General features: G+C 41.3%; 26 protein-coding genes and 1 pseudogene. 18 read left to right on the plus strand and 9 right to left on the minus strand.

What is annotated here, in order from left to right; all coding sequences use genetic code 11:
• The first annotated feature begins 169 nt into the window (after positions 1-169).
• Complete coding sequence (gene trmFO, locus H6G41_RS18485) at positions 170-1,483, plus strand: FADH(2)-oxidizing methylenetetrahydrofolate--tRNA-(uracil(54)-C(5))-methyltransferase TrmFO (protein WP_190747639.1); 1,314 nt, start codon at positions 170-172, stop codon at positions 1,481-1,483.
• 232 nt (positions 1,484-1,715) lie between these two features.
• On the opposite strand, the gene H6G41_RS18490 is transcribed toward trmFO, so the two are convergent.
• Positions 1,716-4,163: an ATP-dependent Clp protease ATP-binding subunit gene (locus tag H6G41_RS18490; protein WP_190747666.1), complete on the minus strand. Its 2,448-nt coding sequence runs from the start codon at positions 4,161-4,163 to the stop codon at positions 1,716-1,718.
• A gap of 292 nt (positions 4,164-4,455) precedes the next feature.
• Between H6G41_RS18490 and H6G41_RS18495 the strand changes: the two genes are divergently transcribed.
• Positions 4,456-4,752, plus strand: a complete 297-nt coding sequence (locus H6G41_RS18495; protein ID WP_190747667.1) for a DUF3288 family protein — start codon at positions 4,456-4,458, stop codon at positions 4,750-4,752.
• Positions 4,753-4,937: 185 nt separating this feature from the next.
• Here H6G41_RS18495 and H6G41_RS18500 read toward each other — a convergent pair whose 3' ends face one another.
• On the minus strand, positions 4,938-6,938 hold the full coding sequence (locus tag H6G41_RS18500) for a response regulator (RefSeq protein ID WP_190747640.1): 2,001 nt from the start codon (positions 6,936-6,938) through the stop codon (positions 4,938-4,940).
• 185 nt (positions 6,939-7,123) lie between these two features.
• Here H6G41_RS18500 and H6G41_RS18505 point away from each other — a divergent pair, with 185 nt between their 5' ends.
• Entirely contained in the window at positions 7,124-8,221 is a 1,098-nt protein-coding gene (locus H6G41_RS18505; protein WP_190747641.1) for a glycosyl transferase, read from the plus strand.
• A gap of 284 nt (positions 8,222-8,505) precedes the next feature.
• Here H6G41_RS18505 and H6G41_RS18510 read toward each other — a convergent pair.
• Positions 8,506-9,079: pseudogene (locus H6G41_RS18510) on the minus strand (DUF4351 domain-containing protein).
• Positions 9,080-9,180: 101 nt separating this feature from the next.
• Between H6G41_RS18510 and H6G41_RS18515 the strand changes: the two are divergent.
• From H6G41_RS18515 to H6G41_RS18535, 5 genes are all read left to right on the plus strand, one after another.
• Positions 9,181-9,594, plus strand: a complete 414-nt coding sequence (locus H6G41_RS18515) for a secondary thiamine-phosphate synthase enzyme YjbQ (protein WP_190747642.1) — start codon at positions 9,181-9,183, stop codon at positions 9,592-9,594.
• Between the two features lie 105 nt (positions 9,595-9,699).
• Positions 9,700-10,488 (plus strand): Nif3-like dinuclear metal center hexameric protein, encoded by a 789-nt coding sequence (locus H6G41_RS18520; protein WP_190747643.1) that lies wholly within the window; start codon positions 9,700-9,702, stop codon positions 10,486-10,488.
• A gap of 319 nt (positions 10,489-10,807) precedes the next feature.
• Positions 10,808-11,023, plus strand: a complete 216-nt coding sequence (locus H6G41_RS18525; protein WP_190538832.1) for a hypothetical protein — start codon at positions 10,808-10,810, stop codon at positions 11,021-11,023.
• A 196-nt stretch (positions 11,024-11,219) separates the two neighbouring features.
• On the plus strand, positions 11,220-11,372 hold the full coding sequence (locus tag H6G41_RS18530; protein ID WP_190747668.1) for a hypothetical protein: 153 nt from the start codon (positions 11,220-11,222) through the stop codon (positions 11,370-11,372).
• 219 nt (positions 11,373-11,591) lie between these two features.
• Positions 11,592-11,903, plus strand: coding sequence for a DUF6679 family protein (locus H6G41_RS18535; RefSeq protein WP_086765716.1), 312 nt, complete (start codon positions 11,592-11,594; stop codon positions 11,901-11,903).
• A gap of 124 nt (positions 11,904-12,027) precedes the next feature.
• Here H6G41_RS18535 and H6G41_RS18540 read toward each other — a convergent pair whose 3' ends face one another.
• Together H6G41_RS18540 and H6G41_RS35805 are read right to left on the minus strand one after the other, a co-directional pair.
• Entirely contained in the window at positions 12,028-13,695 is a 1,668-nt protein-coding gene (locus tag H6G41_RS18540) for an MBL fold metallo-hydrolase (protein WP_190747644.1), read from the minus strand.
• 230 nt (positions 13,696-13,925) lie between these two features.
• Positions 13,926-14,048 carry a hypothetical protein gene (locus tag H6G41_RS35805; protein ID WP_096577909.1) on the minus strand — a complete coding sequence of 41 codons (123 nt, stop codon included), beginning with the start codon at positions 14,046-14,048 and terminating at the stop codon, positions 13,926-13,928.
• Positions 14,049-14,478: 430 nt separating this feature from the next.
• Between H6G41_RS35805 and H6G41_RS18545 the strand changes: the two genes are divergently transcribed.
• The 3 genes from H6G41_RS18545 to H6G41_RS18555 all read left to right on the plus strand — a co-directional run bounded on the left by H6G41_RS18545 (position 14,479) and on the right by H6G41_RS18555 (position 16,382).
• On the plus strand, positions 14,479-15,036 hold the full coding sequence (locus H6G41_RS18545; protein ID WP_190747645.1) for a hypothetical protein: 558 nt from the start codon (positions 14,479-14,481) through the stop codon (positions 15,034-15,036).
• A 423-nt stretch (positions 15,037-15,459) separates the two neighbouring features.
• A complete protein-coding gene (locus tag H6G41_RS18550) occupies positions 15,460-16,059 on the plus strand; it encodes a ParA family protein (RefSeq protein ID WP_190747646.1) in 600 nt (199 codons plus the stop codon).
• Between the two features lie 50 nt (positions 16,060-16,109).
• Positions 16,110-16,382 carry a CopG family transcriptional regulator gene (locus H6G41_RS18555; RefSeq protein WP_190747647.1) on the plus strand — a complete coding sequence of 91 codons (273 nt, stop codon included), beginning with the start codon at positions 16,110-16,112 and terminating at the stop codon, positions 16,380-16,382.
• A gap of 30 nt (positions 16,383-16,412) precedes the next feature.
• On the opposite strand, the gene H6G41_RS18560 is transcribed toward H6G41_RS18555, so the two are convergent.
• The gene (locus H6G41_RS18560; protein WP_190747648.1) at positions 16,413-17,048 is read right to left on the minus strand and encodes a GerMN domain-containing protein; all 636 of its coding nucleotides are present in this window, start codon (positions 17,046-17,048) and stop codon (positions 16,413-16,415) included.
• A 212-nt stretch (positions 17,049-17,260) separates the two neighbouring features.
• Between H6G41_RS18560 and H6G41_RS18565 the strand changes: the two genes are divergently transcribed.
• The 3 genes from H6G41_RS18565 to H6G41_RS18575 all read left to right on the plus strand — a co-directional run bounded on the left by H6G41_RS18565 (position 17,261) and on the right by H6G41_RS18575 (position 20,358).
• Complete coding sequence (locus H6G41_RS18565; RefSeq protein WP_190747649.1) at positions 17,261-18,730, plus strand: integrase; 1,470 nt, start codon at positions 17,261-17,263, stop codon at positions 18,728-18,730.
• A gap of 236 nt (positions 18,731-18,966) precedes the next feature.
• On the plus strand, positions 18,967-19,605 hold the full coding sequence (locus H6G41_RS18570; RefSeq protein WP_190747650.1) for a Uma2 family endonuclease: 639 nt from the start codon (positions 18,967-18,969) through the stop codon (positions 19,603-19,605).
• A gap of 210 nt (positions 19,606-19,815) precedes the next feature.
• Complete coding sequence (locus H6G41_RS18575) at positions 19,816-20,358, plus strand: transposase (protein WP_190747651.1); 543 nt, start codon at positions 19,816-19,818, stop codon at positions 20,356-20,358.
• A gap of 75 nt (positions 20,359-20,433) precedes the next feature.
• On the opposite strand, the gene H6G41_RS18580 is transcribed toward H6G41_RS18575, so the two are convergent.
• From H6G41_RS18580 to H6G41_RS18590, 3 genes are all read right to left on the minus strand, one after another.
• A complete protein-coding gene (locus H6G41_RS18580; RefSeq protein WP_190747652.1) occupies positions 20,434-20,640 on the minus strand; it encodes a hypothetical protein in 207 nt (68 codons plus the stop codon).
• Positions 20,641-20,717: 77 nt separating this feature from the next.
• The gene (locus H6G41_RS18585) at positions 20,718-21,617 is read right to left on the minus strand and encodes a M48 family metallopeptidase (RefSeq protein ID WP_190747653.1); all 900 of its coding nucleotides are present in this window, start codon (positions 21,615-21,617) and stop codon (positions 20,718-20,720) included.
• A 183-nt stretch (positions 21,618-21,800) separates the two neighbouring features.
• Entirely contained in the window at positions 21,801-22,190 is a 390-nt protein-coding gene (locus H6G41_RS18590) for a hypothetical protein (RefSeq protein WP_190747654.1), read from the minus strand.
• Between the two features lie 477 nt (positions 22,191-22,667).
• Here H6G41_RS18590 and rsmA point away from each other — a divergent pair, with 477 nt between their 5' ends.
• The 4 genes from rsmA to H6G41_RS18610 all read left to right on the plus strand — a co-directional run bounded on the left by rsmA (position 22,668) and on the right by H6G41_RS18610 (position 25,831).
• The gene (rsmA, locus tag H6G41_RS18595; RefSeq protein WP_190747655.1) at positions 22,668-23,489 is read left to right on the plus strand and encodes a 16S rRNA (adenine(1518)-N(6)/adenine(1519)-N(6))-dimethyltransferase RsmA; all 822 of its coding nucleotides are present in this window, start codon (positions 22,668-22,670) and stop codon (positions 23,487-23,489) included.
• A 50-nt stretch (positions 23,490-23,539) separates the two neighbouring features.
• Positions 23,540-24,493, plus strand: coding sequence for a 4-(cytidine 5'-diphospho)-2-C-methyl-D-erythritol kinase (gene ispE, locus H6G41_RS18600; protein ID WP_190747656.1), 954 nt, complete (start codon positions 23,540-23,542; stop codon positions 24,491-24,493).
• Between the two features lie 163 nt (positions 24,494-24,656).
• Positions 24,657-24,980, plus strand: a complete 324-nt coding sequence (locus H6G41_RS18605; RefSeq protein WP_190747657.1) for a DUF3082 domain-containing protein — start codon at positions 24,657-24,659, stop codon at positions 24,978-24,980.
• A 635-nt stretch (positions 24,981-25,615) separates the two neighbouring features.
• Positions 25,616-25,831 (plus strand): hypothetical protein, encoded by a 216-nt coding sequence (locus H6G41_RS18610; protein WP_190747658.1) that lies wholly within the window; start codon positions 25,616-25,618, stop codon positions 25,829-25,831.
• The last annotated feature ends 254 nt before the right edge of the window (positions 25,832-26,085 follow it).

Genomic DNA, 26,085 nt, shown 5'->3' on the forward strand with positions numbered 1-26,085 from the left:
CTCCGCGTTCCTTTGCGTTTAAAAATTGATGAACTTATGCAAAGCGGTACTTAGTTTTCATCATCCACGAATTCGTAGAGTGTGCCTAAGTCCTAAATCATTTATCATGACTATAGATAAATAATCCCAGCAAAGCGGATTTAATCAATTAGGAATTGACATTGTAACTATGACTCAACAACCGATACAAGTAATTGGAGGTGGACTAGCTGGAACAGAAGCAGCATGGCAAATAGCCCAAGCCGGAGTACCAGTGATTTTACACGAAATGCGTCCAAAACGCTTTAGCCCTGCCCATCATACAGAACATCTGGCAGAATTAGTCTGTAGTAATTCCTTTGGTGCAATGGCGAGCGATCGCGCTACTGGATTATTACATGAAGAGCTGCGACAACTCAATTCTATTGTCATAGCTAAAGCCGATGAACACGCAGTTCCCGCAGGTGGCGCTTTAGCCGTAGATAGAGGACAATTTAGCCAAGAGTTAACCGAAACTCTATCCCAGCATCCTTTAGTTGAGTTCCGTCGCGGTGAAGTCCCAGCTATCCCTGAAGGCATAGTAGTTTTAGCTACAGGCCCCTTAACGAGTCCCGATTTAGCAACAGATATCCGCAGCTTAACGGGGATGGAATACCTAAGCTTTTTTGATGCCGCTAGCCCGATTATTGTGGGAGAATCGATAAACCGCGATATTGCTTTTATGGCTTCTCGCTATGACAAAGGCGAAGCAGCTTATCTTAACTGTCCCATGAATAAGGAGCAATACCTGCATTTTTGGTCAGAACTCAAGCAAGCGGAACAAACAGAATTAAAAGATTTTGAACGCGAAACGGCGAAATTTTTTGAAGCTTGTCTCCCCATTGAAGAACAAGCACTACGGGGTGAGGATACGATGCGTTTCGGCCCCTTAAAGCCAGTAGGATTGTCTGATAGCCGCACCGGCGAACGTCCCTATGCAGTGGTGCAGTTGCGCCAAGAAGACAAAGCCGGTCAACTGTGGAATATGGTAGGATTCCAGACTAATCTGCGTTGGGGTGAACAAAAGCGCGTTTTCCGCTTAATTCCCGGTTTAGAAAATGCTGAATTTGTGCGGTTGGGAGTGATGCACCGCAACACGTTTATTAATGCACCCCAATTAATGCACCCAACTCTGCAATTTAAACAGCGTCCGACTTTATTCGCCGCCGGACAATTGATTGGGACTGAAGGCTACACAGCGGCGGCGGCTGGTGGTTGCTTGGCGGGAATTAACGCTGCTAGATTAGCTTTAGGGAAAGAAGCTTTAACTCTGCCACCAACAACCATGATGGGGGCATTATTTGAGTTTATCAGTTCTGCATCCCCGAAACACTTCCAACCAATGCCCCCCAATTTCGGTATTTTTCCCGAATTAGGCGTAAAAATCAAGAATAAACAGGAACGTTACGGAAAATACCGCGATCGCTCTTTAACTGATTTAGCTAATTGGCTCAATAATTTGTAATTCGTAACTAAACTTATTACAAAACTCCTCATGTTCGCGTTCTTCTTTGCGCCTCTGCCTGAGACAAAAAAATCCCTGGTATTTCTACCAGGGTTTTAAAGAGCTATTACCATTTCACTTCAGTTCTATCAAGGATACTCCTCTCTTGCTCTTCTGCGGCAGGCAGGAATGTGGAATGGTTCTCATATGTTACCGCAAAAGTGACATGGTATAAATCAATGCTAAATTAGCATTAGCCAACATTTGCCAGCAATAACTCCCGTTGCGCGGATTTTTGAACTTGTACCTGACCGTCATCGTCAACATCCACAAAGGCTGTGTCTCCACTGACGATGTGACTAGATAGCAAAGCTTCGGCTAGGGAATCTTCTAACAGGCGCATAATGGCGCGACGTAATGGTCTAGCACCGTAGCTGGGGTTGTAACCTTCTTGAACTACAAGTTCTTTGAAGCGTTCTGTGACTTCTAAGGTAATTCCTTTTTCTGTCAACCTACCAGCAACTTCACGCAGGAGAATCTCAGAAATTTGCTTGACTTCATCCTTGGAAAGTTGGGTGAAGACGATAATGTCATCAAGACGGTTGAGGAACTCTGGACGGAAGTAAGCTTTGAGTTCTTCATTTACCAAGTTACGGATGCGGTTGTAACTAGCATCGGCTTGGTTGTCGAAGTCGAAACCTAAACCACCGCCACCTTTTTCAATTACCTTGGAACCGATGTTAGATGTCAAGATAATTAAGGTATTTTTGAAGTCTACTTTCCGACCTTTGGCATCAGTAAGATGACCGTCATCTAACAGTTGCAGTAGCATATTAAATACATCGGGGTGTGCTTTTTCGATTTCATCAAAAAGCAACACTGTGTATGGTTTGCGGCGCACGGCTTCTGTTAGTTGTCCGCCTTCGTCGTAGCCTACGTAACCAGGAGGCGAACCAATCAGCTTGGATACTGTATGGCTTTCCATGTATTCGGACATATCCAGGCGAATCATGGAGTCTTCGGAACCGAAGAAGTAAGCGGCTAGGGCTTTGGCTAGTTCTGTTTTACCAACTCCAGTGGGGCCAGAGAAGATAAAGCTAGCAATTGGACGATTGGGGTTCTTTAAGCCGACTCTAGCGCGACGAATGGCGCGAGAAACGGCGGTAACTGCTTGTTCTTGACCGATGAGGCGTTGATGCAGGGTATCTTCCAGATGCAACAGTAACTCAGATTCGGATTCTGTGAGTTTGTTGACGGGAACGCCAGTCCAGGAAGCGACAATTTGAGCAATGTCTTCTTCATCAACGACTGGTGTTTTGGGAACTGTGCCATTTTCATCGCCGTTGAGTTTGGCTTGCAATTCCAATTCTTGATCCCGCAGCTTTCCAGCTTTGTCGAAATCTTGCAGTCTAACTGCTTCTTCTTTGGATTTGGTGACACCAACGAGTTCGCGCTTGAGTTCTTTGTTAGCGGAAATCTGGGAGTTGCGCAGACGCACGCGAGAACCGGCTTCATCAATCAAGTCTATGGCTTTATCTGGCAAAAAGCGATCGCTAATATAGCGGTCGGACAATTGTGCAGCTGCTAATACCGCCGCGTCGGAAATTGTCACTTTATGATGTTGCTCGTATGCTCCCCGCAAGCCGTAGAGAATTTCAATGGTTTCGGCTACTGTGGGTTCACCAACCATAATTGGCTGAAAACGCCGTTCTAAGGCTGCATCGCGCTCGATGTGCTGACGATATTCGTCTAAGGTGGTTGCACCGAGACATTGCAGTTCACCTCTAGCTAAGGCTGGTTTGAGGATATTGGCTGCATCTAAGCCGCCTTCTGTACCCCCTGCACCCACTAAGGTGTGAATTTCGTCAATTACAAGGATAATATTGCCAACGGAGCGAATTTCTTCAACGATTTTCTTGATCCGCTCTTCAAAGTCTCCCCGGAAGCGAGTTCCGGCGACTAGCAAGCCCATATCGAGGCTGATGACTTGCTTGTCTTGCAATACTTCGGGTACGTCTTGGTTAATTATCCGTTGCGCCAGTCCTTCGGCGATCGCGGTTTTACCAACTCCCGGTTCCCCAATCAATACGGGATTATTCTTACTGCGGCGACCGAGAATTTGAATTGCGCGTTCAATTTCTTTATCACGCCCAACAACTGGGTCTATTTTGCCTTCTTGCGCTAGTTTGGTGAGATTTCTGCCAAATTCTTCCAAACTCAGAGCTTGATTGCGCTTTTGACCACCACCAGCAGCATAAACAGTCGCGTTTTCACCTAAATAACGGATGACCGCACTGCGGATAGTTTTCAGGTCAACACCTAGATTTTGCAATACTTTGGCGGCTACACCTTCGCCAGCTTCGGTTAAACCTAAAAGTAAGTGTTCTGTATTAATGTAGTTGTGCCCCAGACTATGAGCTTCTTTAAATGATTGCTCAAATAGGCTTTTTACTTTAGGAGTAAAAGGAATTTCCGGTGGTACAAAGCCAGAACCCCTACCAATAATTTTTTCGACCTCGCGACGTGCGTCTTTGAGAGTTACGCCCAAATCGGTCAGTACTTTAGCAGCAACCCCAGTTCCTTCTCCCATCAGCCCGAGGAGAATTTGCTCTGTTCCTACAAAGTTGTGTCCCAGGCGACGTGCTTCCTCCTGAGCTAGCATTATTACTTTAATTGCTTCGGAAGTGAAGTGTTCAAACATAGCGGGTTCTTGCTCCCTTGCTGCTTGGACTTTGGGTGAAATACTATTCACCCTTATCTAAAGTTTCATGTATTTTCTTAATGACAATGTATCTTTATTTAAAGTTGAATGACAGTAGTGAGAGCCGTAAGATTTCGGGTGGGGTTGCCGTCGTTAATTTTTGCCGGAGAATATTGATGAGGTGAGAAGTTGTGATTGTGACATTAACCTCTTGAGTATGAATGTTTGACTTCTCTGGGCCTCGGCTGTGGGCTACACTAAAAACTCATGACTCTTAATTGTAGGACTGATGATGGCTGAAGCATCTGGAGGTAAAGACCAACAGCATCCTTTGCAAAACCGCGATCGCCCCACTATTGATATTCTACTAGCTCAGGAGGCGACAGACTATAACTTGGCAGAACTTGCTCGGTTAAAAACTCGCTATCAAGGCTTCCCTGGGGCGCGCGAGATTCAACAAGACTTAGATAAAGTTTTGCAACGCTGGGGTCTAACAGAAGCCGAATTATTTGAAAAAACTCGCCAAATTCACGATATTGGCGGAATCTACAAAAGTCGCGGCAAGAAGGAAGAACAGGATTGGAACTAAAGCAGGGAGCAGGGAGCAGGGGGAAACAATTCAAAATTCAAAATTCGTCTTGGAAAGTTTGCTCAACGGGGGGAACCCCCGCACGCAACTTTCCGCAAAATTCAAAATTAAGGAATTTCCCAATGCCCAATGCCCAATGCCCAATGCCCAATGCCCAATGCCCAATGCCCAATGCCCAATGCCCACTAAATACTACTTTGAGGATGTTTTTCCTCTGCGTCAGCATTCAGCATTACCTGTAAACTTGTGAATAGTTCTCCAAATGTATAGGGCTTGGGTAAAAATGTGGTGATACTATCATCCAATGTTGCAAGTAATTCATGATTAGAAGTCAACCCACTAACCACAACAATCTTGACTTCTGGATTAATTTTTTGCAGTACCCGAATAGCCATTGGCCCGTCCATAGATGGCATCATCATATCAATTAAGACGACGCGAATATCTTTTTGATGTTTAGTATATAAGGCTACTGCCTCAATGCCATCTTTAGCGGCTAAAACTTTGTAACCATTTTTTTCTAAAGCTGTTTTCGTAATTTCCCGAATTGATTCTTCATCATCAACAATGAGAATTAATTCGCCATTTCCTGGAGGTAATTCATCATAGCTGGTTAAGGCATTATCTGTTTCTAGGTTCTGACTTGCCTGGAAATAAATTTGAAATTCTGTGCCTTTACTAATTGCACTGATAACTTTGACAAAACCATTGTGGCTTCTGACAATACCAATTACTGTTGATAGCCCCAAACCTGTACCCTGTCCTACTTCTTTTGTGGTAAAAAAAGGTTCAAATATTCTGTCAATTATTTCTTTAGGAATTCCCTTGCCTGTATCGGCTACGCTAATCACAACATAAGGGCCGACTTGGGCATCCATATTCATGCGGGCGCAGTTGCTATCTACCCAAACATTTCTCGCCGATATTTTTAGCAAACCACCCTCTGGCATGGCGTCACGCGCATTAATACAAAGGTTCAATAATACTTGGTGAATTTGCGTGGCATCACCTGAGATATTCCACAGAGTTTGTGCAGGAATATCCAGATTGATGGCAATAGATTTAGGAAATGTTTGTTTAACAATTTGTTCAATTTCACCAATTACATTTTTGACTTGTAAGGTGATGAATTTACCTTCAAATCCGCGAGAAAAACACAGCACATGCTTAACTAAATCGGCTGCTCGTTTAATATTGGTTTCGAGGATAGCTAACCATTGTTTACTGTTCTCGTCTGCCAGCTTTATCTCTAATAACTGGGCAATCATTAACATGGGTGTGAGCGCATTATTTAAATCATGGGCAATCCCACTGGCTAAAGTTCCAATACTCTCCATGCGTTGCGCTCTTAAAAACTGGGTTTCCAGTTGTTTTTTTTCGGTAATATCAGTGTTGACAATTAATATCGATTTCGGCTGTCCCGCCAAATCTGGCATAACTGTCCACCGACTAGAAACGATGATTTCTTTACCTGTTTTGGTTTTTTGATATAAATCACCTTGCCACAAGTCATTTTTAGCCAAACTTTTGTGGATTTCTGGCAGTTGATATAATGTTTCTGGTTTATAAAGCAGTGTGTTGGCATTTTTCGCGATCGCTTCTGCTTGCGTCCAACCATACAGATGCTCTGAGCCTTTGTTCCAAAAGCGAATTTGGTTATTTAAGTCTTGCACAATTATGGCATCTGTGGTGATATCTAACAAAGCTGCTTGTTCTTTGATTTTATCTTCTGCTTGCTTACGTTCGGCAATTTCTGCTGCCAAACATTCATTTTGTTCGGTGAGTTTTTTTGTTAAATTCTGCAAGCGCATATGAATTTTAATCCGCGCTACAATTTCGTCATAATCTAGGGGCTTGGTGATGTAATCTACTGCTCCTAAATTTAATCCTTTAACTTTATCAACTCGCTCGGCAAGAGCAGTTAAGAAAATTACGGGAATCTTTTGAGTGGCTGGATTACTTTTTAAGCGTCGGCAAGTTTCAAAACCGTCGATGCCTGGCATTAATACATCTAATAAAATTAAATCTGGTGCGGCATATTCTGCTATTTCAATGGCACTAATCCCATTTTCAGAAATTAAGACTTGGAAACCTGATTCTTCTAAATATTCAAGCAGTAATTTTAAATCTTGGTGATTGTCATCTACGATTAAGATGACATTTTGACCGCTTCTACGATCATCCATTAATACCTCAAAAAAATTTTTCAAAGTTTGTTAAGTTTGTTAAATTTAAAATTTAATTGTTGGAAAGATATGTATTATAAACAGCCTCTGTTGTCTATTTTACTGTGCTTCGTGTAGCAAAAATCAGTTGTTAAAGTTGCCAGGAGCCAGTAAATTAATTGTGGCTTATCGATAAATTTTCTTTTATGGAACGCCCTATTTTATACATAGCGATTACTAACCACGGTTTTGGTCATGCTACGCGCATGGCCTCAGTCGCCGCCACGATTCAAAAGTTATGTCCCGAAGTGCTACTAATTATGGTGACTGCTGCGCCACGTTGGTTGCTTGATTGCTATATTGACGGCGATTTTATTCATCGTCCTCGGGCTTTTGATTTGGGTGTAGTACAAGCAGATAGCTTGACGATGGATCGAGCCGCTACATTAGAAAAGTTATTAGAAATTAAGAAAAATCAACATTCTTTGATTGCTGGGGAAGTCAATTTTATTCGTCAAAATCGTGTTCATATGATTTTAGCTGATATTCCCTTTTTGGCTTCTCTAATTGCCAAAGCGGCAAATATTCCTTGTTGGTCGATGAGTAACTTTGGCTGGGACTTGATTTATCGGGATTGGGGAGGGGAGTTTTTGGCTATTGCTGATTGGATTAGTGATTGTTATTCCCAATGCGATCGCTTATATCGGCTCCCGTTTCACGAACCGATGTCAGCATTCTCCAATATTATAGATGTGGGTTTAACAGGTGGTTCGCCGCGCTACAATGCTGATAACCTGCGATCGCATTGGCGGATTACCGTACCTGTAGAAAAGACGATTCTCTTAACCTTCGGCGGTTTGGGTTTACAGCAAATTCCCTACGATAACCTGCACCATTTCCCCGATTGGCAATTTATTGTGTTCGATGGAGCTGCGCCAGATTTACCTAATTTGGTGAAAATTACTGACCGAAAATACCGCCCTGTAGATTTTATGCCGATTTGCGGGCGAGTTGTCTCTAAACCTGGTTACGGTACTTTTGCTGAGGCTACCCGTTTGCAAGTACCGCTTGTTACGGTTACGCGGGAAGATTTTGCAGAAGCAGCCTTTTTAATCGCAGGGTTAGCTAATTATAATCAGCATCAAATCCTTAGCCCAACTGAGTTTTTCCAAGGGAATTGGGATTTTCTGCGTCAACCTCTATTGCAACCCAAGCTATCTCAAGCGATTGCTAAAGATGGCAATGAAGCGATCGCGTCTGCTGTCCTAGAATATTTTCAAGTTAACTCAATTTACCAGAGATGAGCGATGTCTTAGGACAAGCCCTACTCTACCCTACTCTTCGAGAACGACTTCGTCGAACGGGAACCCTCTTTGAGGGAACGAGAACGACTACTCTTCGAGTTCTCCTTTGGAGTACGTCGAACGGGTTCGGGGGTGACGCTCCTGCGTCGCTACCGCTGCGCTAACGCAATCGACGGGAAGCGGAGCCACTACGTTGGACGGGTTCCCCGGCTTAAAGCAAGTGGCGTCCAAGACTGCAACCCCCTCACCGCTTTGCGTCTACGCATTTCATCAGAGGGTAAATCCTACTCAGCAGGATTTGCTTCCAACCAGGTAAGTAAATCCTCTAGTCCTGTAAAATCTAACAAAGCCTCGCCCAATGCTTCTAATTGCACTAGGGAAAGCGATTGAATGCTATCTTGAACTTCTGGCGCTAACTCTCCCACCCGTCTTTTTATTTGACGTAGCACCAGACTTTGCGCTTGTTCCTGTTGTCCGCGTTCGTAGCCAATACGTTCACCAGTGGTTACATAGCTCATAGTTCGCTCCTGCTCAAATTGCTTAAATTCTTGCCAAAACTCCGCTTCCAAGGCTTTTGGTAAAATCATACGATTTGGCTTGAATTTCTACATGAATTAATAGCCAAATTTCTTCACCTTGAATTTGCCAAACTTTGACCAATTTATCTGCGTATCTTCTGCCTTGTTCGGCATCACGGACTATTTGCTGAAATTCTTTATCTAAAAATTCATGGGGACGTTCCCAGTTAATTAATCTGGCTGTTTCTGGGAAGAAAAAATGCATGGCTTGGGGAAAGTATGCTTCTAATATTTCTTTCCAGGGTGAATCATTATCGGCTCTTTCTAATTCCTCTGTCATCTGGATTGGCAATTTTGCATTTATTTTCTGGATATAGTAAAGAATATTCTAGTGCCGATTATTGTCATTAATTTTGAATTTTGAATTCGGAGCGAAGCGACGTGACTCATTACCAAAAGCTACTTAGAGTTTCCACTACTGGCAAGTCTTTTCAAAATATCACCTCAAAAATTGAAGCGATTGTTGCCGAGTCGGGGGTGGAAACTGGTCTTTGTACTCTATTTTTGCGCCACACTTCCGCTAGTTTAGTGATTCAAGAAAATGCCGACCCTGATGTGTTGGTAGATTTGGCTAATTTTATGGCGAAACTTGTACCAGAATCAGGCAAGTACATTCATGATGCGGAAGGGCCTGATGATATGCCGGCACATATCCGTTCAGCATTGACTCACACTTCCGAACATATCCCAATTAATCGCGGTCATTTGGTTTTGGGTACTTGGCAAGGTATTTATGTTTGGGAACATCGTCAGCGCAATCATGTTAGAGAGTTGGTTGTCCATATCTCTGGTTAGAACTTTTGCTGGATATAGCAATCATTAAATATTACTTAAGGCACAGTTTTCTGTTAGCTTAATTGGGCATAAAATAGTTAGCCCGTTTGGAGCTACTAAAATTTCATGAAAATTGCTGACTTAATTACGTGGTTTGAAGAATGGGCAAATCCGGCTTGGTGTGAAAGCTGGGATAATTGTGGTTGGCAGGTTGAGCCGGGGATTTTACAAGAATCAGCTAGGGTTTTGGTGTGTTTAACACCGACTTTGGCGGTGATGCAAGAAGCGATCGCTAAAAATGCTAATCTAATTTTTGCCCATCATCCCCTGATTTTTGCCCCTCCCAAATCTTTCCGCGTTGGTGAAGCGATCGCGGATATGGTACGGTTAGCTTTTGTCCACAATATCGGCATCTACAGCGCCCACACCAATTTTGACCAAGTACAGGATGGGACGGCTGATGTTTTGGCGCAAATTTTAGAACTGAAGGATGCAACGCCCATTGTCCCTACCCAAAATGGCTTAGGATATGGTCGAGTAGGCACAATCGAGCCTGTGATGAGTTTAAAGGATTTATTGGCGATTATCCACAGTCGCCTTGCTCCCAATAATTTGCTGGTTTCCCCATCTGCTAATTTACAGCAAGAAATTTCGCGAATTGCAGTTTTAGGCGGTTCTGGCGCTAGTTATATTTCGGCGGTGGTGAAAACTGGTGCTACTGCTTATCTAACTTCTGACTGTAAATTTCATCAATTTCAGGAAAGTCGCGATCGCGGTTTGATTTTAATTGATGCTGGTCATTATGCCACCGAACGCCCCGCTTGCGATCGCTTGGTGCAAAAACTACAGTATTTAAATCTGGATTGGGTAAAGTTAAGCGATCGTGATGAGGATTTTCGCCAGTTTTTCCCTTAGTTGTATGTATATTATTATTCCCCTATAGGATTTAATTACCCAAAACCATATCGGCATTTACTGAAAAATACTGTATATTTGGTTATCATGTTCATTGGTCAAATTTTCACTTATCTTTGGGAAAATTATGGCTAATTTATTCCCCAACGGCATTAAAATTAAGGTAATTCTGTATTCAGACAGTATGAGTTTTATCTATGATGGAGATCACATAATCGTGTAATTATAATCACTATAGCCTGCTGCTTTATATCAGTTGGGAAAATTAGGGTTTATTCCATACTGGAGGTAACAAATTGCTTACTAAGCCCTAATCAACATGATTCGCACAATTGTTGAATCTGCTTTCCAAACTGGATGTCTGAGTGTTGAATCTGAGGGTCTACTGCACCAAGTTCTCGCAACGAAGTGTTATCAGTCGGATGATTTGCTAGCCCTAACCGAACTATATGAAGCGGTTCGTGCTGGTCAAATTAAAAGAGAAGCATCCTCGACAGTACTCATGGAATTTCCCTTAAAGAACAAATCTTGCTGATACCCCTACACAAGTTGACTTTGGCGTTGCATAGTTGCTCCTAAACGGGACGTGTCACATCAGTCAAATAACCCTCAACTCAAAAACTCTTGGCTTGTTATTGTCTAAAACCATTCAGGACAGCCAAAGAATGAGTTAAGATCAAATACATAGGGGTAAAAGTACAGCCGAGTTCCCGGACTTCCCAGCAATGCCAATGACTACAAGTAGGCAACTCAAACAACCGCAACCGATGCTTGTATTGGAGTATCTATTATTACATAATGGTAGCAATAACTCACCAGCAAGGATTAACCTAGTTAGGACAAATCCCGAATTGTATGACTTCTATGAAGAATACATTCGCTGAATCACCCTGAAGGAGTTTTAGTTTCACCCACGTATTAGCTAGGCGGTGATGACTCTAAATATCCTGAGATTCTGACAACTAGGTGCAAATCTTGGGTGGGAGTCAAAATACTTAGTTATTCGTAACCGTAAAACTGACTTTTTAAGGGTATTATGCACTGGGGCACAGCCCAGATTTTGAAAGGTTTAACTACGTTGTTTAAAAAGGCAGAAGCAGTACATGCTACACCGCAAGATTTATCAATTGTGTTGCGATGGGCGGGAGGTATGTGTATTCTTGCGGGACCAGCAACGCTGGATAGAACGCGCCCGCATCATTGATATAGAGGGAGATTTAGTGACCCTACGCTATGAAACAGAAGAAGAAGATGAAGTTTGTTCTTGGGAAGAAATGGTTCGGCTGGAAAGTATTGGTGCTGTAACCCAAAAGCTAGCGTCAGTACCACGCGGTAATGTAGAACCTCTGATGACCGAAGATTGCCCGGAAGCTGAGCGTATCCGCAACCGTTACACTGACTCTAATCCTGAATAATTCCAAATAGTCGAAAAGTCGAGAGTCCAGGGTCAACATTTCCACTCTGGACTCTTGATTTTTGTTATTGGTCAGTTGTCAGTTGTCAGTTGTCAGTTGTCAGTTGTTCTTGTCCTCCTTGTCCCTACTCATTTTCCATCAATCTTTCATAGGCGGGACAGTACCCTTCAAGGGTGACTTTGAAGTTATATAGGGGGGAGTTGGGATTCCAGCAACGCTGTCCTCGTTGATGTCGGCAATTACCACAACAGTCTACATCTGTCAAGATATAGCGATCGCTGTTTTGGTTGAGTAGTTCTCGCTGGGATAATCCCCTTAAGACTAATTCCTCCCCTTGCCAACGGGCTTCGATTAAACCTGTATCGGCAAATTGTCGCCAACGGGGATCGGCGGTTATTGTGTCTGGAAGGCTAATTGTGATGATGCTGTCGGATTCTGTGAGTTCGCCTTCGTAGTTGGTTTCTGGGGCGGCTGGTTGGATAAATGTATCGCCAATGGGCAATTCTACTAAAATACCGGCGGCTGGGGAATGAAGATGATAGCGGTTTTGTAATTCTTCTAAACTGGTTAAATCTGCTAGATAGGCTGGGGAACCGTGTACAAAAACGACATGTTGGGGTCGTAAATTATGGATTAATTGGGTAGTCCCAGGGCCATCACTATGTTGAGCGAGGAGATAGCCTTCAACGGTGGTGGGTGCTAAATATTGTTTTTTAACTTTTATATCTATTTTTTCTGGCAGGAGAATTAGCCAAGGGCCAGTATCTGGTTGGCAATATTGGGACAAATCGGCTGTGGAGTCTGTAAGAACTATACAGGGTGTCTTCCCTATATGAGGACGATGTTCTGCTTGCAACCGCCGCACGCGAGGACGCACTCTTTCATCCCAAAATAAAGGTTGATGACGGGCGAAGTTTTGAACTGATGGGGGGAGATGGGGTAATAGTTCTAAATAAGCATCGCAGCCTTTGGCGACAGCACCATCTACCCAAATATCTAAATCTCTACCTGTGAAGTGGTGATGGCTGCGTAATAGCATGAGCAGTTCTTGACCTAACCCTAATGCGGGTGTGGGCAGTATAACAGAACAGCGATCGCTAATTGCGCGATAAATTCTTTCGGCTAGTTGATTTTCTTGGTTGCGGCGGTGGGTATGGCGTGATGTGCCATAAGTACCTTCAATAATTAAAGCGTCTAGCTCTAAGCCGCGTAATTCTTCTAATCTTAAGCCTTCTACTAACCGGGAGTTAGATAAGAAAAAGTCTCCTGTATACAGTAACTTGTAGGAACGCTGCGAGTTCGTGTAGGTAAGCATAATCGCCACCGCCCCTGGGAGATGTCCAGCCGGAAACAATTCTGCTACTAAACCTTCATGAAATTCTACAGGCGATCGCAATGGTAAGGCTTGGCAAAATTGGGGAATTTCTTGAGGATCTTTATCTAGCCAGTTTAATGATAGCAACTTGCTGGTTACTTCACTCGCGTAGATAGCTAATTGGGGAAAAGCTTGATGCAGTGCTAGCAATCCTCTAGCATGATCCGGGTGGGCGTGACTAATCAACACTAAATCCACTGGTTGGGAGGAATTGCGTTGACGCGCCAATTTTTTCAACTCCCTCACCAGTGAAGAAATATCCCCCAATCCACAATCTAACAGGATGCGATACGGCCCCATCCGTATCAATAAACAAACGCCCTCATCATTGTGCTGAACACTATAAGGTAAACATTCTAGTTCGCTAGTTCCCTCATCAGCATCAACACGAGAGGACGACGAAATTCGATCCCTCATGTTCTCCTCCCCTTAAACCTCATCGTCATGGAAATATCCCAAAAGCCAAAAATTAAGGGGATGTTTTTGGTTTTGTGACCTAGGGGTAAGTTTCATTTTGCGCCCCTTCACCCTGAAAATGCGGATTTGTTGATGGGGGAGGATATTATAGCCTAACCCGGCCCCAATTCGGAAAATTTGGTTAGCTTTTCCGAAGTTCCGAGGGTCAAAAGCCGATTTTCAAACCTCTTTTAATGTGCAGAACCATTGCCGTGATAGTTATCGGAATCATAAAATCCATTTTTTGTGCCAAAAAACAAGCACAAAACTGTAAATACGACTGTTAATCCTACTAAAATCAGCTTTACATCCATCGGTTTTTTGCCCTCTACTAAAAGACTTTCATAATATTAATAGAGCGCTCCAGCATCAAGCCTGAAACACTAGAAAATCTTTACTATGCTTAGGTTGATTGCGAATAGGTAAATTTACTGCAATAAGTTCAGATTGTAGACTTTTTCGCTCAACCTGTCTATCTATCTATATACCACTGTTACACTCACACTGTACAACTCTGATGCTGTAAAGAGTGGTATTTAGGCTGTTTGGTAATGATTACCCAGTTCCTAATTTATTGAATTTGCGCTTTTTCATTGGCAATACATATTTTATTCCTAGTTTTTATTTAATTTATCTATGCTTCAGGTTTGATGATTATTCAGTAACTATCAAGATTATCAATATCTTTATCCGTATACTTAGGTGATTTATGGTAAATTAATCAAAATTTGATTAAATAACGCCATGATTCATCTTAAACCCTACCAAAGGGTCAAAATTGTTGGTTTATTTAGTATTTTTGCTATAGCTGGCATAGGTTTAACTGACACAATGGCTAAGGCTCAAGATGCAGCAGTATTAGCTTGTGTTAAGGAATATACTAAGCTAGGCATATCTCCCGATGCAGCACTAGCTGAGTGTAAAAAAAATGCCCTAGCCGACTGTGTGAAACGTTTAACTACTACAAAAGTTGTTGCTAAAGCCGTCTCAGAATCTAAAGATGGCTACCTTATAGATTTGGGTGATAATGAATCCAGGTGGTTAGAAGGCCCGGCTTGGAGAGATAAGGGCTGTAAAGCTAACACCCAAGGACAGTATAAAAGACAAAGCGATAACCACCGCACTTTTTGGGGCGATCAACGTTCTTATGAGTGGTTTAGACAAGGTTTTTGTACACAGTCAGAAATTAAGTTAGAACAAAACTATTCTCTTGAGGAAGCGAAAACACTCTGTGAGTTAGGTGATAAAGCTGCAATTGGCGAACCTAAAGTTAATTCAAAAGTTCAAAATCACGAAATTTAAATCAATTAAAAGTTATTGAGCGCTTTCGCTAGCGCTGACGGCTATTACTTATTTATTTTCCAACTATTGTTTAAAGCGTCTGAGTCATCAGGCGTTTTTTAGTTTTGAGGTTGGTTAACCCTACCATTTTGTTTTAAATTCGCAAATTATGCTTGATTTAAAAATCGCTGAAACCTACACATAGCAAGAGTTTATTAAAATATTTGCTTAATACTTAGACGCTTATGTATATATTTTGTTGATTGTCTACATTTTACTTATATTATTTTGTATACTTATTAAATATACACATATTATTTATACACTTAAAATATATATACTTAACATCCAAATGTCTAAACATCTAAACATCTAGATGTTCAATAAACATTCAGATGTTTAGATATGCAGTAGAATTTTGGGATTATTTGCGAGTGATGGAAAATGATTATTACGGTAGCGGCTTTTAAGGGGGGTGTAGGTAAATCTACTACAGCGCTACACCTGGCGACATACTTACAAAATACAGCTGATACATTGCTCGTAGACGGCGACCTGAACCGGAGTGCATTAGATTGGTCTAACCGGGGTTGTTTACCATTCAAAGTTGCTGATGAAAAGCAGGGAATACTCTTAGCAAAACTCTACGAACATATTGTGATTGATACACCAGCTAGGCCAAACCCAGATGAATTAAAAACTATTGCGCAGGGTTGCGATTTGTTAGTTATACCGACAACTCCAGATGCGATCGCACTAGCTGCAACAATGCAAATGGTTGAATCTCTCAAGCAATTTAAAACTAATTATCGCATTTTACTGACTCTGATTCCTCCTAATCCGAATAAAGCAGGAGAAGAAGCCAGAGCAGCTTTAGAAAAAGCGGGATTACCGATATTTAAATCGGGAATTCGCCGCTTGGCTGTATTCCAACGAGCTGCTTTAGAAGGTGTACCTGTGAATGCTGTCAAAGATTCTTATGCCCAAATTGCTTGGCGCTGTTACGCTGAAGTAGGTAAGGAAATAATAGACAATTCAAAATGAAGAATTTTTAATTACGAATTATAAATTATTAAAACCTGGAGAATTTTATTGTGAATAATAAGAAAAAAACTAGTCGTTTTGATGATTTAATTGATGCGGCTCGCAGTCGTCAACACCGAGACAATCCACCGCCAACTGAGGCTCAACCTACTTCTTTAAGCAAAAGTACTAATCCCGAATATATCCGCACTACTATTTATCTTCCGAAACATTTACATCGAAAACTAAAAGCTGCTGCTGTTTCTGGTGAGCGACAAATGAGCGATATTATGACAGAGTTAGTTGAACAATGGTTGTTATCTCATAACCCCAATCAAGAATGATGAGCATAACCACTGATAACTGACCATTGACTAAAACACAATTTCTTCACCGCGTTCGGTAAAACGCACATCTTTAATTTTCCATTGAGCGTTACTCGTCAGGGTTTTGCGGACACTACCAAATAATGCAAATTGTTCACAACTTGAAAGCGAAGCTATTTGTCGTTTTGAGTTAGGTGCTACTCGCAAATCAACGGTAGCAACACCATTTTTAACGTTGATGCGATAACTCGATAAGCTAAAATCACCCGAATCTCTTTTCTCTAAAATTTTACCCACCGCAGCTTTTACAGGCTCATTTGCGGATACTGGTACTTTTTGGGGAATTAGTTGTTGACATTGTACGTCACTTGTGTAAAGAGTGACATCTGTCGTTTTGTCACTGGTGGCTGGGGAAGTAGGAGTAGGTGTACTTGTGGGGGATGCTTCGGGTGTAGGAGTGGCTGTCTGAACATCCTCTGATTTCGCTCTCAGTTGCGCCATGCTGGGGGTTTGGCTGGGAGATGGGGCTGGTATGCTTGCGGATGTTGTGGTTGGCGTTGGGGTTTCGCTAATCGTATCCTGACGCGGGGTAGGATTAGAATTACAGCTGCTGAGGCTAGTTGCGATCGCGGCCGCAATAAATGCTAAAAAATATCTTTTAGTTGTATCGATTGTGTTATGCATAGTTTTATAGTTGTTGGGTTGTTCTATTAACTTCAGTGTTCTTAGGATTATTTCCGTATAATTTTATAGCTTTTGCTAATTTTGGTGATAGTTTAAGCAACCTTTACTTTTAGATTATTATTAGCTAATTTCAAAGCGATCGCATTTCTAGAAGCTTAACTTTACAGTACTTTTCTCTGATACATTGAATTTAGAAATTGCAAGAATTACTTATGTCTAGCAATGAATCTATTACTTACGACCTCCGTAATGCTGAATGGGATGGTGTGGGAATTGACCAATGGGAACCATCTAAGTGGAAACAATGGAAAGCTAAACATTCTTCATCAGATGCAGGTGTTAAAGCTGAACGTGAATATCTCAGAATCAAACACGCTGTTGCACAAGCTAACTCAGCGTTAAGTTTGGATAGAGTGAAGGTGAAACTTAAGCTCACTAGTGCTAAAACTATTGGGTTACAAGGAACTTTTCCCTGTAAACCTGGGGATGTTGGTAAAAATGGTAGTCCAAGTAAGCAGTATACCATTTCCTTTGGTTTCGTTGCTAATGATGTTGGCGTGAAAACGGCAGTGGTAAAAGCCAGAGAATTAGATTTATTATTAATAACAAAACAATTTTGCTGGACACCTGAATTATTAGGTAAACAAGCGCAGAAGATAGCGTTACCCGCACAGGAAAATTCTACCAAGCTCATTTGTGAATGGATTCAAGATTATGAGCGAGAATTTTGGAAAACCCATGAAAAAAATCGCCAAGGTATACGTACTTGGGAAACTCATTATTTGAGACATTTGAAAAAACTACCTCAAGATGTCCCCCTATCTTTATATGCTTTAGAAAAAGCACTAGAAAGAACTAAACCTAATACATCGGGAAGGTTTTTCTTAGTATGGCAATTAAAGAAATTTTGTGAATTTTGCGGGATTAATGGGTTGAAAACTATCGCTGCTTATGCAACTCCCAAGCCAGAACCAACTATTCGTAAAGTCCCAGCCGATGAAGAGATTATTCAAGGCTTTACGAAAATTGGGATGCCTTTATCAGCTTATGCTAGTAGAGAGAATCTTACCTTACCAGAACAATGGCAATGGGCGTATGCTATGTTAGCAACTTATGGTTTAAGACCTCATGAATTATTCGCTGTCGATATAGAGGCTTTTATTAACCCTAATAATACTTTTCATTTAGTTTATTTAAATCCTAGTTTAACAGAGGGTACTAAAACAGGCGAACGCAGTTGTGGGATTCCGCCATTACATCCCCATTGGGTGGAATTGTTTGATTTAAAAAATGTCAAATCTCCTTACAACGAAGGAACGCTGAGTAATAAAACGGCAAAGTTGCATATCAGATTTAGAGCCGCTAATTTAGGTTTTAGACCATACGAATTACGTCATGCTTACGCTATTCGCGGACATCGCTTGCAAGTTCCCATCAAAACAATGGCAGATTATATGGGACATACAGTGCAAGAGCATACTAAGACTTATCAAAGATGGATGAATGAGGATGCTAATTTAGCAATTTATCGAGAAGTTGTAATTCACAGACAAGGTACAAGTAAGGAAGCTTTGAAAGCAAGAATTAGTGAATTAGAAGCGGAAACTCAAGCGTTAAAAGCGGAAAATGCTACGCTGAAAGCATTGCTAATTCAGCATCAATTGGGTGAGTTGTTGACTTGATAATTGTCAGTTGTCAGTTGTCACTTGTTTTTGTTTACCCTATGTTATTGAGATTCCTGTAACACAGCAAAAAATACCACAATAAATAATGCAAAATTTTTCCTTAAAATAGTAGGGTATGTTATTTAGCGTAAAGTACCTTGAACTGTTGATGGTGCGTTAGCCTCCGGCATTACTATTTTAAATGTATGATGAAATTGGTACTAGTTAGGTGAAATTTACCAGCGAGGCAAGTTATGTTACTTAAACTCAACCAGCTAATTGTACCTGTAGGACATCAATTATTAATTAAAAATATATCCTGGTCAACATACAAAAGTATTTTGGCTGAATTGGGTGAAAATCGCAGTTCGCGGATATCTTACAGTCAGGGAATGTTGGAAATCATTGCTCCACTACCAGAACATGAAGTTGCTAAAGTGATGATTGGAGATTTGGTAAAGGCTATATTAGAAGAACTCGATATAGACTTTTGGAGTTTAGGATCTACTACTTTTGATCGAGAAAAAATGGATGCTGGGGTAGAACCTGATGATTGTTTTTACATTCAAAATGAAGCGGCTGTACGGGGGAAGGATAGAATTGATTTGACTGTTGATCCGCCGCCTGATTTAGCGATTGAAATTGATATTACCTCGCGGACGCGGTTTAATAATTATGAGGTTTTAGGTGTACCGGAATTATGGCGATGGAAGGGCAATAGATTAGAAATTAATGTGATGATTAATGGTAAATATGTAGCCTCTACTGCTAGTGCAATTTTTCTTAATTTACCTATTACTCAAGTTATTCCTGAATATTTAATGCGGAGTAAAACTGAGGGGAGAAATGCAGCGATGAGAGCGTTTCGTGCTTGGGTGAGGGAGGAGATGTAATTGTTGTTTGAGAGCTTTTTTATAATTTTATCAATCTCTTTGTAGGTTGGGTTGAGGAACGAAACCCAACATCGGCGCTTGGTGTTATGCGGGGAATGTTGGGTTTCGCAAAGCCTCAACCCAACCTACATTGATGGTAAATTGACGGTCGTTTTTGCCTGGATTAGACTGGTCTAAGGTGGAGAAATTAAGCTTTTGAATATTAATTAAATGCAATATCGTCGCGCTACAATTGCGGGTGGAACTTACTTTTTTACAGTCGTTACAGATAATAGAAAAAAGTTTCTATGTATACCAAGCAATGTAGTTTTATTGAGAGATGCTTTTCGGGATGTGATGAAACAACACCCGTTTATTATTGATGCTTGTGTTGTATTACCGGATCATTTGCACTGTATTTGGACATTACCACCAGAAGATAGCGATTTTTCTACCCGTTGGCGCTTGATAAAAAGCTATTTTAGCCGCAAATGTGATACTTTATTAGCAGAAAATTTATCTAGCTCTAAGCAAAAGAAACAAGAAAGAGCAATTTGGCAGCGTCGTTTTTGGGAACATTTGATTAAGGATGAGGTAGATTTTAAAAATCATCTGGAATATATTCATTACAATCCGGTGAAACATGGTTTGGTGCAAGCTCCAAAGGATTGGGAATATTCCAGCTTTCATCGTGCGGTGCGTCAGGGTATGTATGATGTGATGTGGGGTGCTGGGGAGGAGATTGTATTTGCTGCGGATATTGGTAAGGAGTAAATTTTGTAGTTAAAGGTAATATCCGCGTTTGGTGTTGGGGTGGGAATGTTGGGTTTCGCAAAGCCTCAACCCAACCTACGTCTGATTAGTTTTTTGAAAGATTTTTTTCCGCCGAAGGCGGGGAAAGAAGGGAAAAGAATAATAAGGGCAAAGTGTTAAAGGGCTAGAGTGCAAAGGACAAGGAATGCTCACGCCACAGCCACCGCAACTACGCGACAACCCACCTCTTCCCAGAAGTTTGATGATTTTGTAGCGATTGCGGAGAATTGTGCCATTCAGCATCCAATTTACCTAATTTGATGAAAAATTAGCCTCTGGAGCTAAATTATACTTGATGTCTCGCGAGGGGTGGTTTTTGACTACCAGTTACCCAAAAAATCCCAATCTTGGACATTTTCCGGCTGTTCAGTCTCTTGTGGTGGTGGTTGAGCAGGATCGGATTCCATCAATTGAGTATATGCGCTAGTTTCTACCCATTTCAACAATTCTGATGCTCGCATAACATGCCAAGGAATTTGATATTCCATGAAACTAAAAATTTTGGTAACTTGATCTAATCCCTCAAGTTCTTGAAATTGAAACTCACGCGCTTGCTGTGTAAAATCTTCGATAACCTCTGGTGTTAAGTATTCACTTGGTAATCCACCCAATTTCATCAAGGATGCGATCGCAATATCAATATCTTGACATGCTAACAATCCAGCGCGATCGGCTGTCAGTTTCGCCATCATAATCCAGTTGTACAATGCAATTTCTATGCCATTGACGGCTAATCCGCCAAATCCCAGTGTGGTGCTGCTGATGACGTTTTTCAATAATGGCATGACTACCGCCAGTTGTTGATATGTTAAATATTTACCTTTGATTCTGGCAATTTCATGTCCGAAAACAAATAATAATTCTTCTGCTTCTAACCATTCCAGGGTTTCTAAGTTGACGCCGATTAATGGTTTCTCCACACCAATCGTATAGGTAGAAATATGTCCTGTACCTCGATAAAGATATAAATCTGGTACGGGTTCATCAAGAATCTGACAAGTTTCAACTAAAGGGTTATGCAATTTGGGAAAGTTGCGCGGGTTGACGCGAAACTCGTTACCGAGTTTTTGCAGTCTCAGAAGACGATCTATACCATACTCATTAATTTTTTTGAGCAGGAGTGGTAAACCTGGCATTTTTTGCAGTGCCGCCAAGGCTTTACGATCAAAAGGATGTTGGTAGCTGTCTGGATGTAAACCTTGAAGTGTTTTACGTGTCATTTGTCTTAGGGAACTCCAAAAAATAAATTATTCCGTTAAACGTTGACTGTTGACTGTTGACGGTTCACAGTTAACAGTTAACAGTCAACCGTCAACAGTGAACAATAGCAATGGAATATTTTTTTACTTGGAAGTCTCTTACACATTACCTAAAGATTTTTGCATAGTGCGATCGCTATCTCATCATTTTGCTGCTTGGCGTTTGAATGTCAGTTTGATTGCGCCTTTACCGCTAGCTTTTGCACCGCTACCAATTAACTTGACTTCTCCTTCGCCACTAATTTCTATTGATAGTTCAATTTCTTCTAACTGCATTCCCGATTTTACTTGAGCTTGCTGTTCTGCTTGATTGAATAAACGTCCTACTACTCCCAGAAATTTTGTCATTTCTTTTTCTAATTTTTGTGCGGGAACTGGAACTGCATCTGTTACGCCTTTGCTTCCAGTTGTTTCTCTGGTTTCGTCACTGCGGTTAATTCCTCTAAAATTCCCGCCTTGATTGTTGTCGGGAATGGCTATTTGGGGGGTGTCGTCGGTGACTATCCAAATGCTATCTGCGGGTGTGTCTGGCATAGTTTTTTTAGCGTTTATCTCAAATTTGCTGAAAATACTTTCAGTAATATACAACGCTCTCAATGAGGATTTCGCTAAATTATTGTCTGGCGGAAATTGATTTGCTAGCTCTTGGTCTTCTGCAATAGGTTTGAATGGCGATTGCCTCAATTTCTCTATTCTTAATTTGAGGTGAAAAGCAGACTATATTGTTTGATAATTAGATATCTTTTGGCAGGAATGAGTTTATATGCGCACACCTTTTCCATTATCTATATAGTACCTTAGCAAGAGTTGCTAAGTCAATAGTCTCATCTTCAGAGACAATGGTTTAAGTCTGATTTTTCCCAATCTTTTGCTTATGAAAATCAGATTTTAGTACATTTGTCAAGAGATAAACAGACAAAATGGGTAAAAAAGGGAGAGGAAAAAGTAAGAAAAAAGTAAGAAACGGATTTTTGGTAAAAGGCTAGAAAGTAGATATAGAGGGAGGAGTAGATGGTACGACCGCGCAAGGCCTTTGCTCAGCATTGGCTCAAAAGTGAGAAGGCTTTAGAGGCAATCGTCAAGGCGGCAGATTGCCAACAGAGCGATCGCATTCTGGAGATTGGCCCTGGTACAGGTATCCTGACTCGTCGGTTATTACCTTTGGTGCAGTCTTTATTGGCGGTGGAAATTGACCGCGATTTGTGCGATTTATTAGCAAAGCAATTGGGTAAAAAAGAAAATTTCTTGCTGCTCCAAGGGGATTTTTTGACTTTGGATATTGGGGAAAATTTAGCTTTATTTCCTAACTTTCAAAATCAAAATAAAGTAGTGGCGAATATCCCCTATAACATTACAGGGCCGATAATCGAAAAACTCTTAGGCACAATTGCTAATCCGAATCCGCGACCATTTGATTCAATAGTATTATTAGTGCAGAAAGAAGTTGCCGACAGGTTATATGCTAAACCCGGTTCTAAAAACTTTGGCGCGTTGAGTATTAGGGTGCAATATTTAGCAGCATGTGAATTAATTTGTACAGTTCCAGCTAGTGCATTTCATCCACCACCAAAAGTAGATTCCGCAGTCGTGAGAATGCGTCCCAGACCAATCGAAATACCCGCAATTGACCCGCGAAAATTTGAGAACTTGCTGAAATTGGGATTCGGTGCAAAGCGGAAAATGTTACGAAATAATTTACAACCAGTAGTAGAACGCGATCGCCTGACTCACTTACTGGAACAATTAGAGATAAATCCCCAAGTACGCGCTGAAGACCTCAGCGTCTCTCAATGGGTAACTTTAGCAAATCAGTTACTTGTAACCGATGATTAGCAGGTTTTGGAGAAAAATCCAAAATCTAAAATCCAAAATCCAAAATTACTATGCGTTCTTACACCCTCATTGCCCCTGCTAAAATTAACTTGTATCTGGAAATCATCGGCGACCGTCCGGATGGATTTCATGAATTAGCGATGATACTGCAAAGCATCGACTTAGCCGATCAAATTGGCGTGCGTTCCCTCAGCACAGATACAATTCGCGTCCACTCTCAGCATCCCCAAGTCCCCACAGATAAAACTAATCTCGCTTATCGCGCGGCGGAATTGATGGTAAAAGAATTTCCCGATACCTTTGCTAAATATGGTGGTGTAGAAATTACCATCGACAAGCACATACCTGTAGCAGCTGGGTTAGCTGGTGGTTCGACAAACGCCGCAGCTGTGTTAGTGGGGATAGATTTACTTTGGAATTTAGGACTAACGCAAACAGAATTAGAAGAATTAGGTGCGGTTCTTGGTTCAGATGTCCCCTTTTGTATTGCAGGGGGAACAGTGATTGCGACGGGGAGAGGCGAACAACTTTCACCGCTACCGAGTTTAGACAATATATATATAGTATTGGCGAAGTATCGCAGCTTAGAAGTTTCCACAGCTTGGGCGTACAAAACCTATCGTCAACAGTATGGCAATACATATATTAAAGATACTGCTGACTTGGTAGCTCGTGCCAATGCAGTGCATTCCGGGCCGATAGTCAAAGCGATCGCTAATAAAGATGCAACTGATATCGCCCAAAAAATGCATAATGATTTAGAGCGCGTCGTCTTACCAGAGTATCCCCAAGTTCTACAACTGCGAGAATTATTTGCAGCACAAGACGGTGTTCTCGGAACCATGATGTCAGGTTCTGGCCCTTCAGTGTTTGCTTTAGTTGAGTCCCAACCCCAAGCAGAAATAGTTAAGCAAAAAATTAGAGACGCCATCCCGGACGAAGATTTAGAATTATTTGTGACGCGAACCACTTCACATGGAATAAAAATCGCGTCGTCAGTTTAAAGGTGGGGAAGAAAAAAGGACAAGGAAGATTATTGTGCATCACTCCTTGAAGCGCACTTTCCTAAGTTAATTAGCTAAAACCTGGATAGAAAAATTTTACTCCTTCTGCCATCTGCCTTTATTTTGCTCAATCCAAAATCCAAAATCTAAAATCTAAAATTGTATGACTGATCCAAATTCCCTTCCCCAAACAGAGACTCCCGCAGAAGTCCAAACAAGTCCAGTACGCTGTGTTAGTGGCGCAATCGTTTCCGGAGGATTAGGTTACGCAATCTATTCGGTGATGATTGCGATCGCTACAAATTTTGCTAGCAAGCCGATACACTCAGATAATCAATTAGTGCTGCGCCTAACTTCCGCAGTTCGTACCTTAGTAGTCGGTTTATTCGCCTTGGGTTCGGGAATATTTGGTTTAGTAGCTGTGGGTTTATTGGCTTTAGCATTGCAGTTGTTATTGCAAAAGTTCAAAAAAAGTCCAGAGTCTTAACAATTCAAAATTCAAAATTCAAAATTAAAGACATTTTTAGTCCAGTAGTGGATCGACACGCCTAAAGTTGTGCATTAAGAATAAAGCAGAAAGTATTGATTTATCTCACTTTTCACAAAAATCTATTGCATCATTTTAGCTGTGTCGATCCAGTAGGGTGCGTTATCACGAAGTGTAACGCACCGTATTAGCGTGTATAGTCCAGTAGTGGATCGACACGCCTAAAGTTGTGCATTAAAAATAAAGCAGAAAGTATTGATTTATCTCACTTTTCACAAAAATCTATTGCAACATTTTAGCTGTGTCGATCCAGTAGGGTGCGTTAATAAACCGCAGAGGCACAGCGAAAAGTCTGAGCGGAGGTTTCCTCCGTACACCGAAGGGGTTACCGCAGGCATCAGAACTTTTCAATACAGAGAACACAGAGATAAAAGAAGAAATTTATTGCAAAATTTTAGCTTAGACAGTCTAGTATTCTCGGTTTTGGTGCGTTGCGCTGCGCGACAACACACCCTACGGGATACTTGTATTTCTATATTATGTCAATGGTCAAAGTAAAAAGTAGCCTAACCCTTACTCTGTCAATAGTTACCTTTGTTGTAAAGTACTTATTTAACTATTTCAGGGTGTTGATTGTGGTAGAGAATAAACAGTTAGTTGAAGCGATTCAAGATTTAAGAAGAACTATTATATATTGTTCTTTGATGATTAGTGGAATTTTATTTGCAGGTATTGGTCTTTTATCTCTCAGCTTTACACAAACTGCTTTAGATATTATGGATTATGGATTTAGATATTTTTTCGTCTTTTTAGGGGTTTTTCTAATTTTTAAATCCAGTAAGAATTTGTGACGATTAACGAACTCTACAATTATAAACTAATGAAGATACGCTTAATTAGCCCACGCAAGTGGGCTTTGTTTGTAAGCTAGTAGCTACTTTTGTAAGTGTGTATAGTACCTGACTTTTCACGGGATGTGGAAAAGGAAATTGGTTCGCGATAGGTGGTCGCGAACCAATCCTCTGGACTTAAGATAATTTGCGTCCTCTAATATAAGGTGCTTGTAGTATCGTATTTTGGGGTGCAAATGAAACTATTAGAAGCA

The organism is Tolypothrix sp. FACHB-123 (assembly GCF_014697075.1).
Classification (GTDB): Bacteria; Cyanobacteriota; Cyanobacteriia; order Cyanobacteriales; family Nostocaceae; genus Aulosira.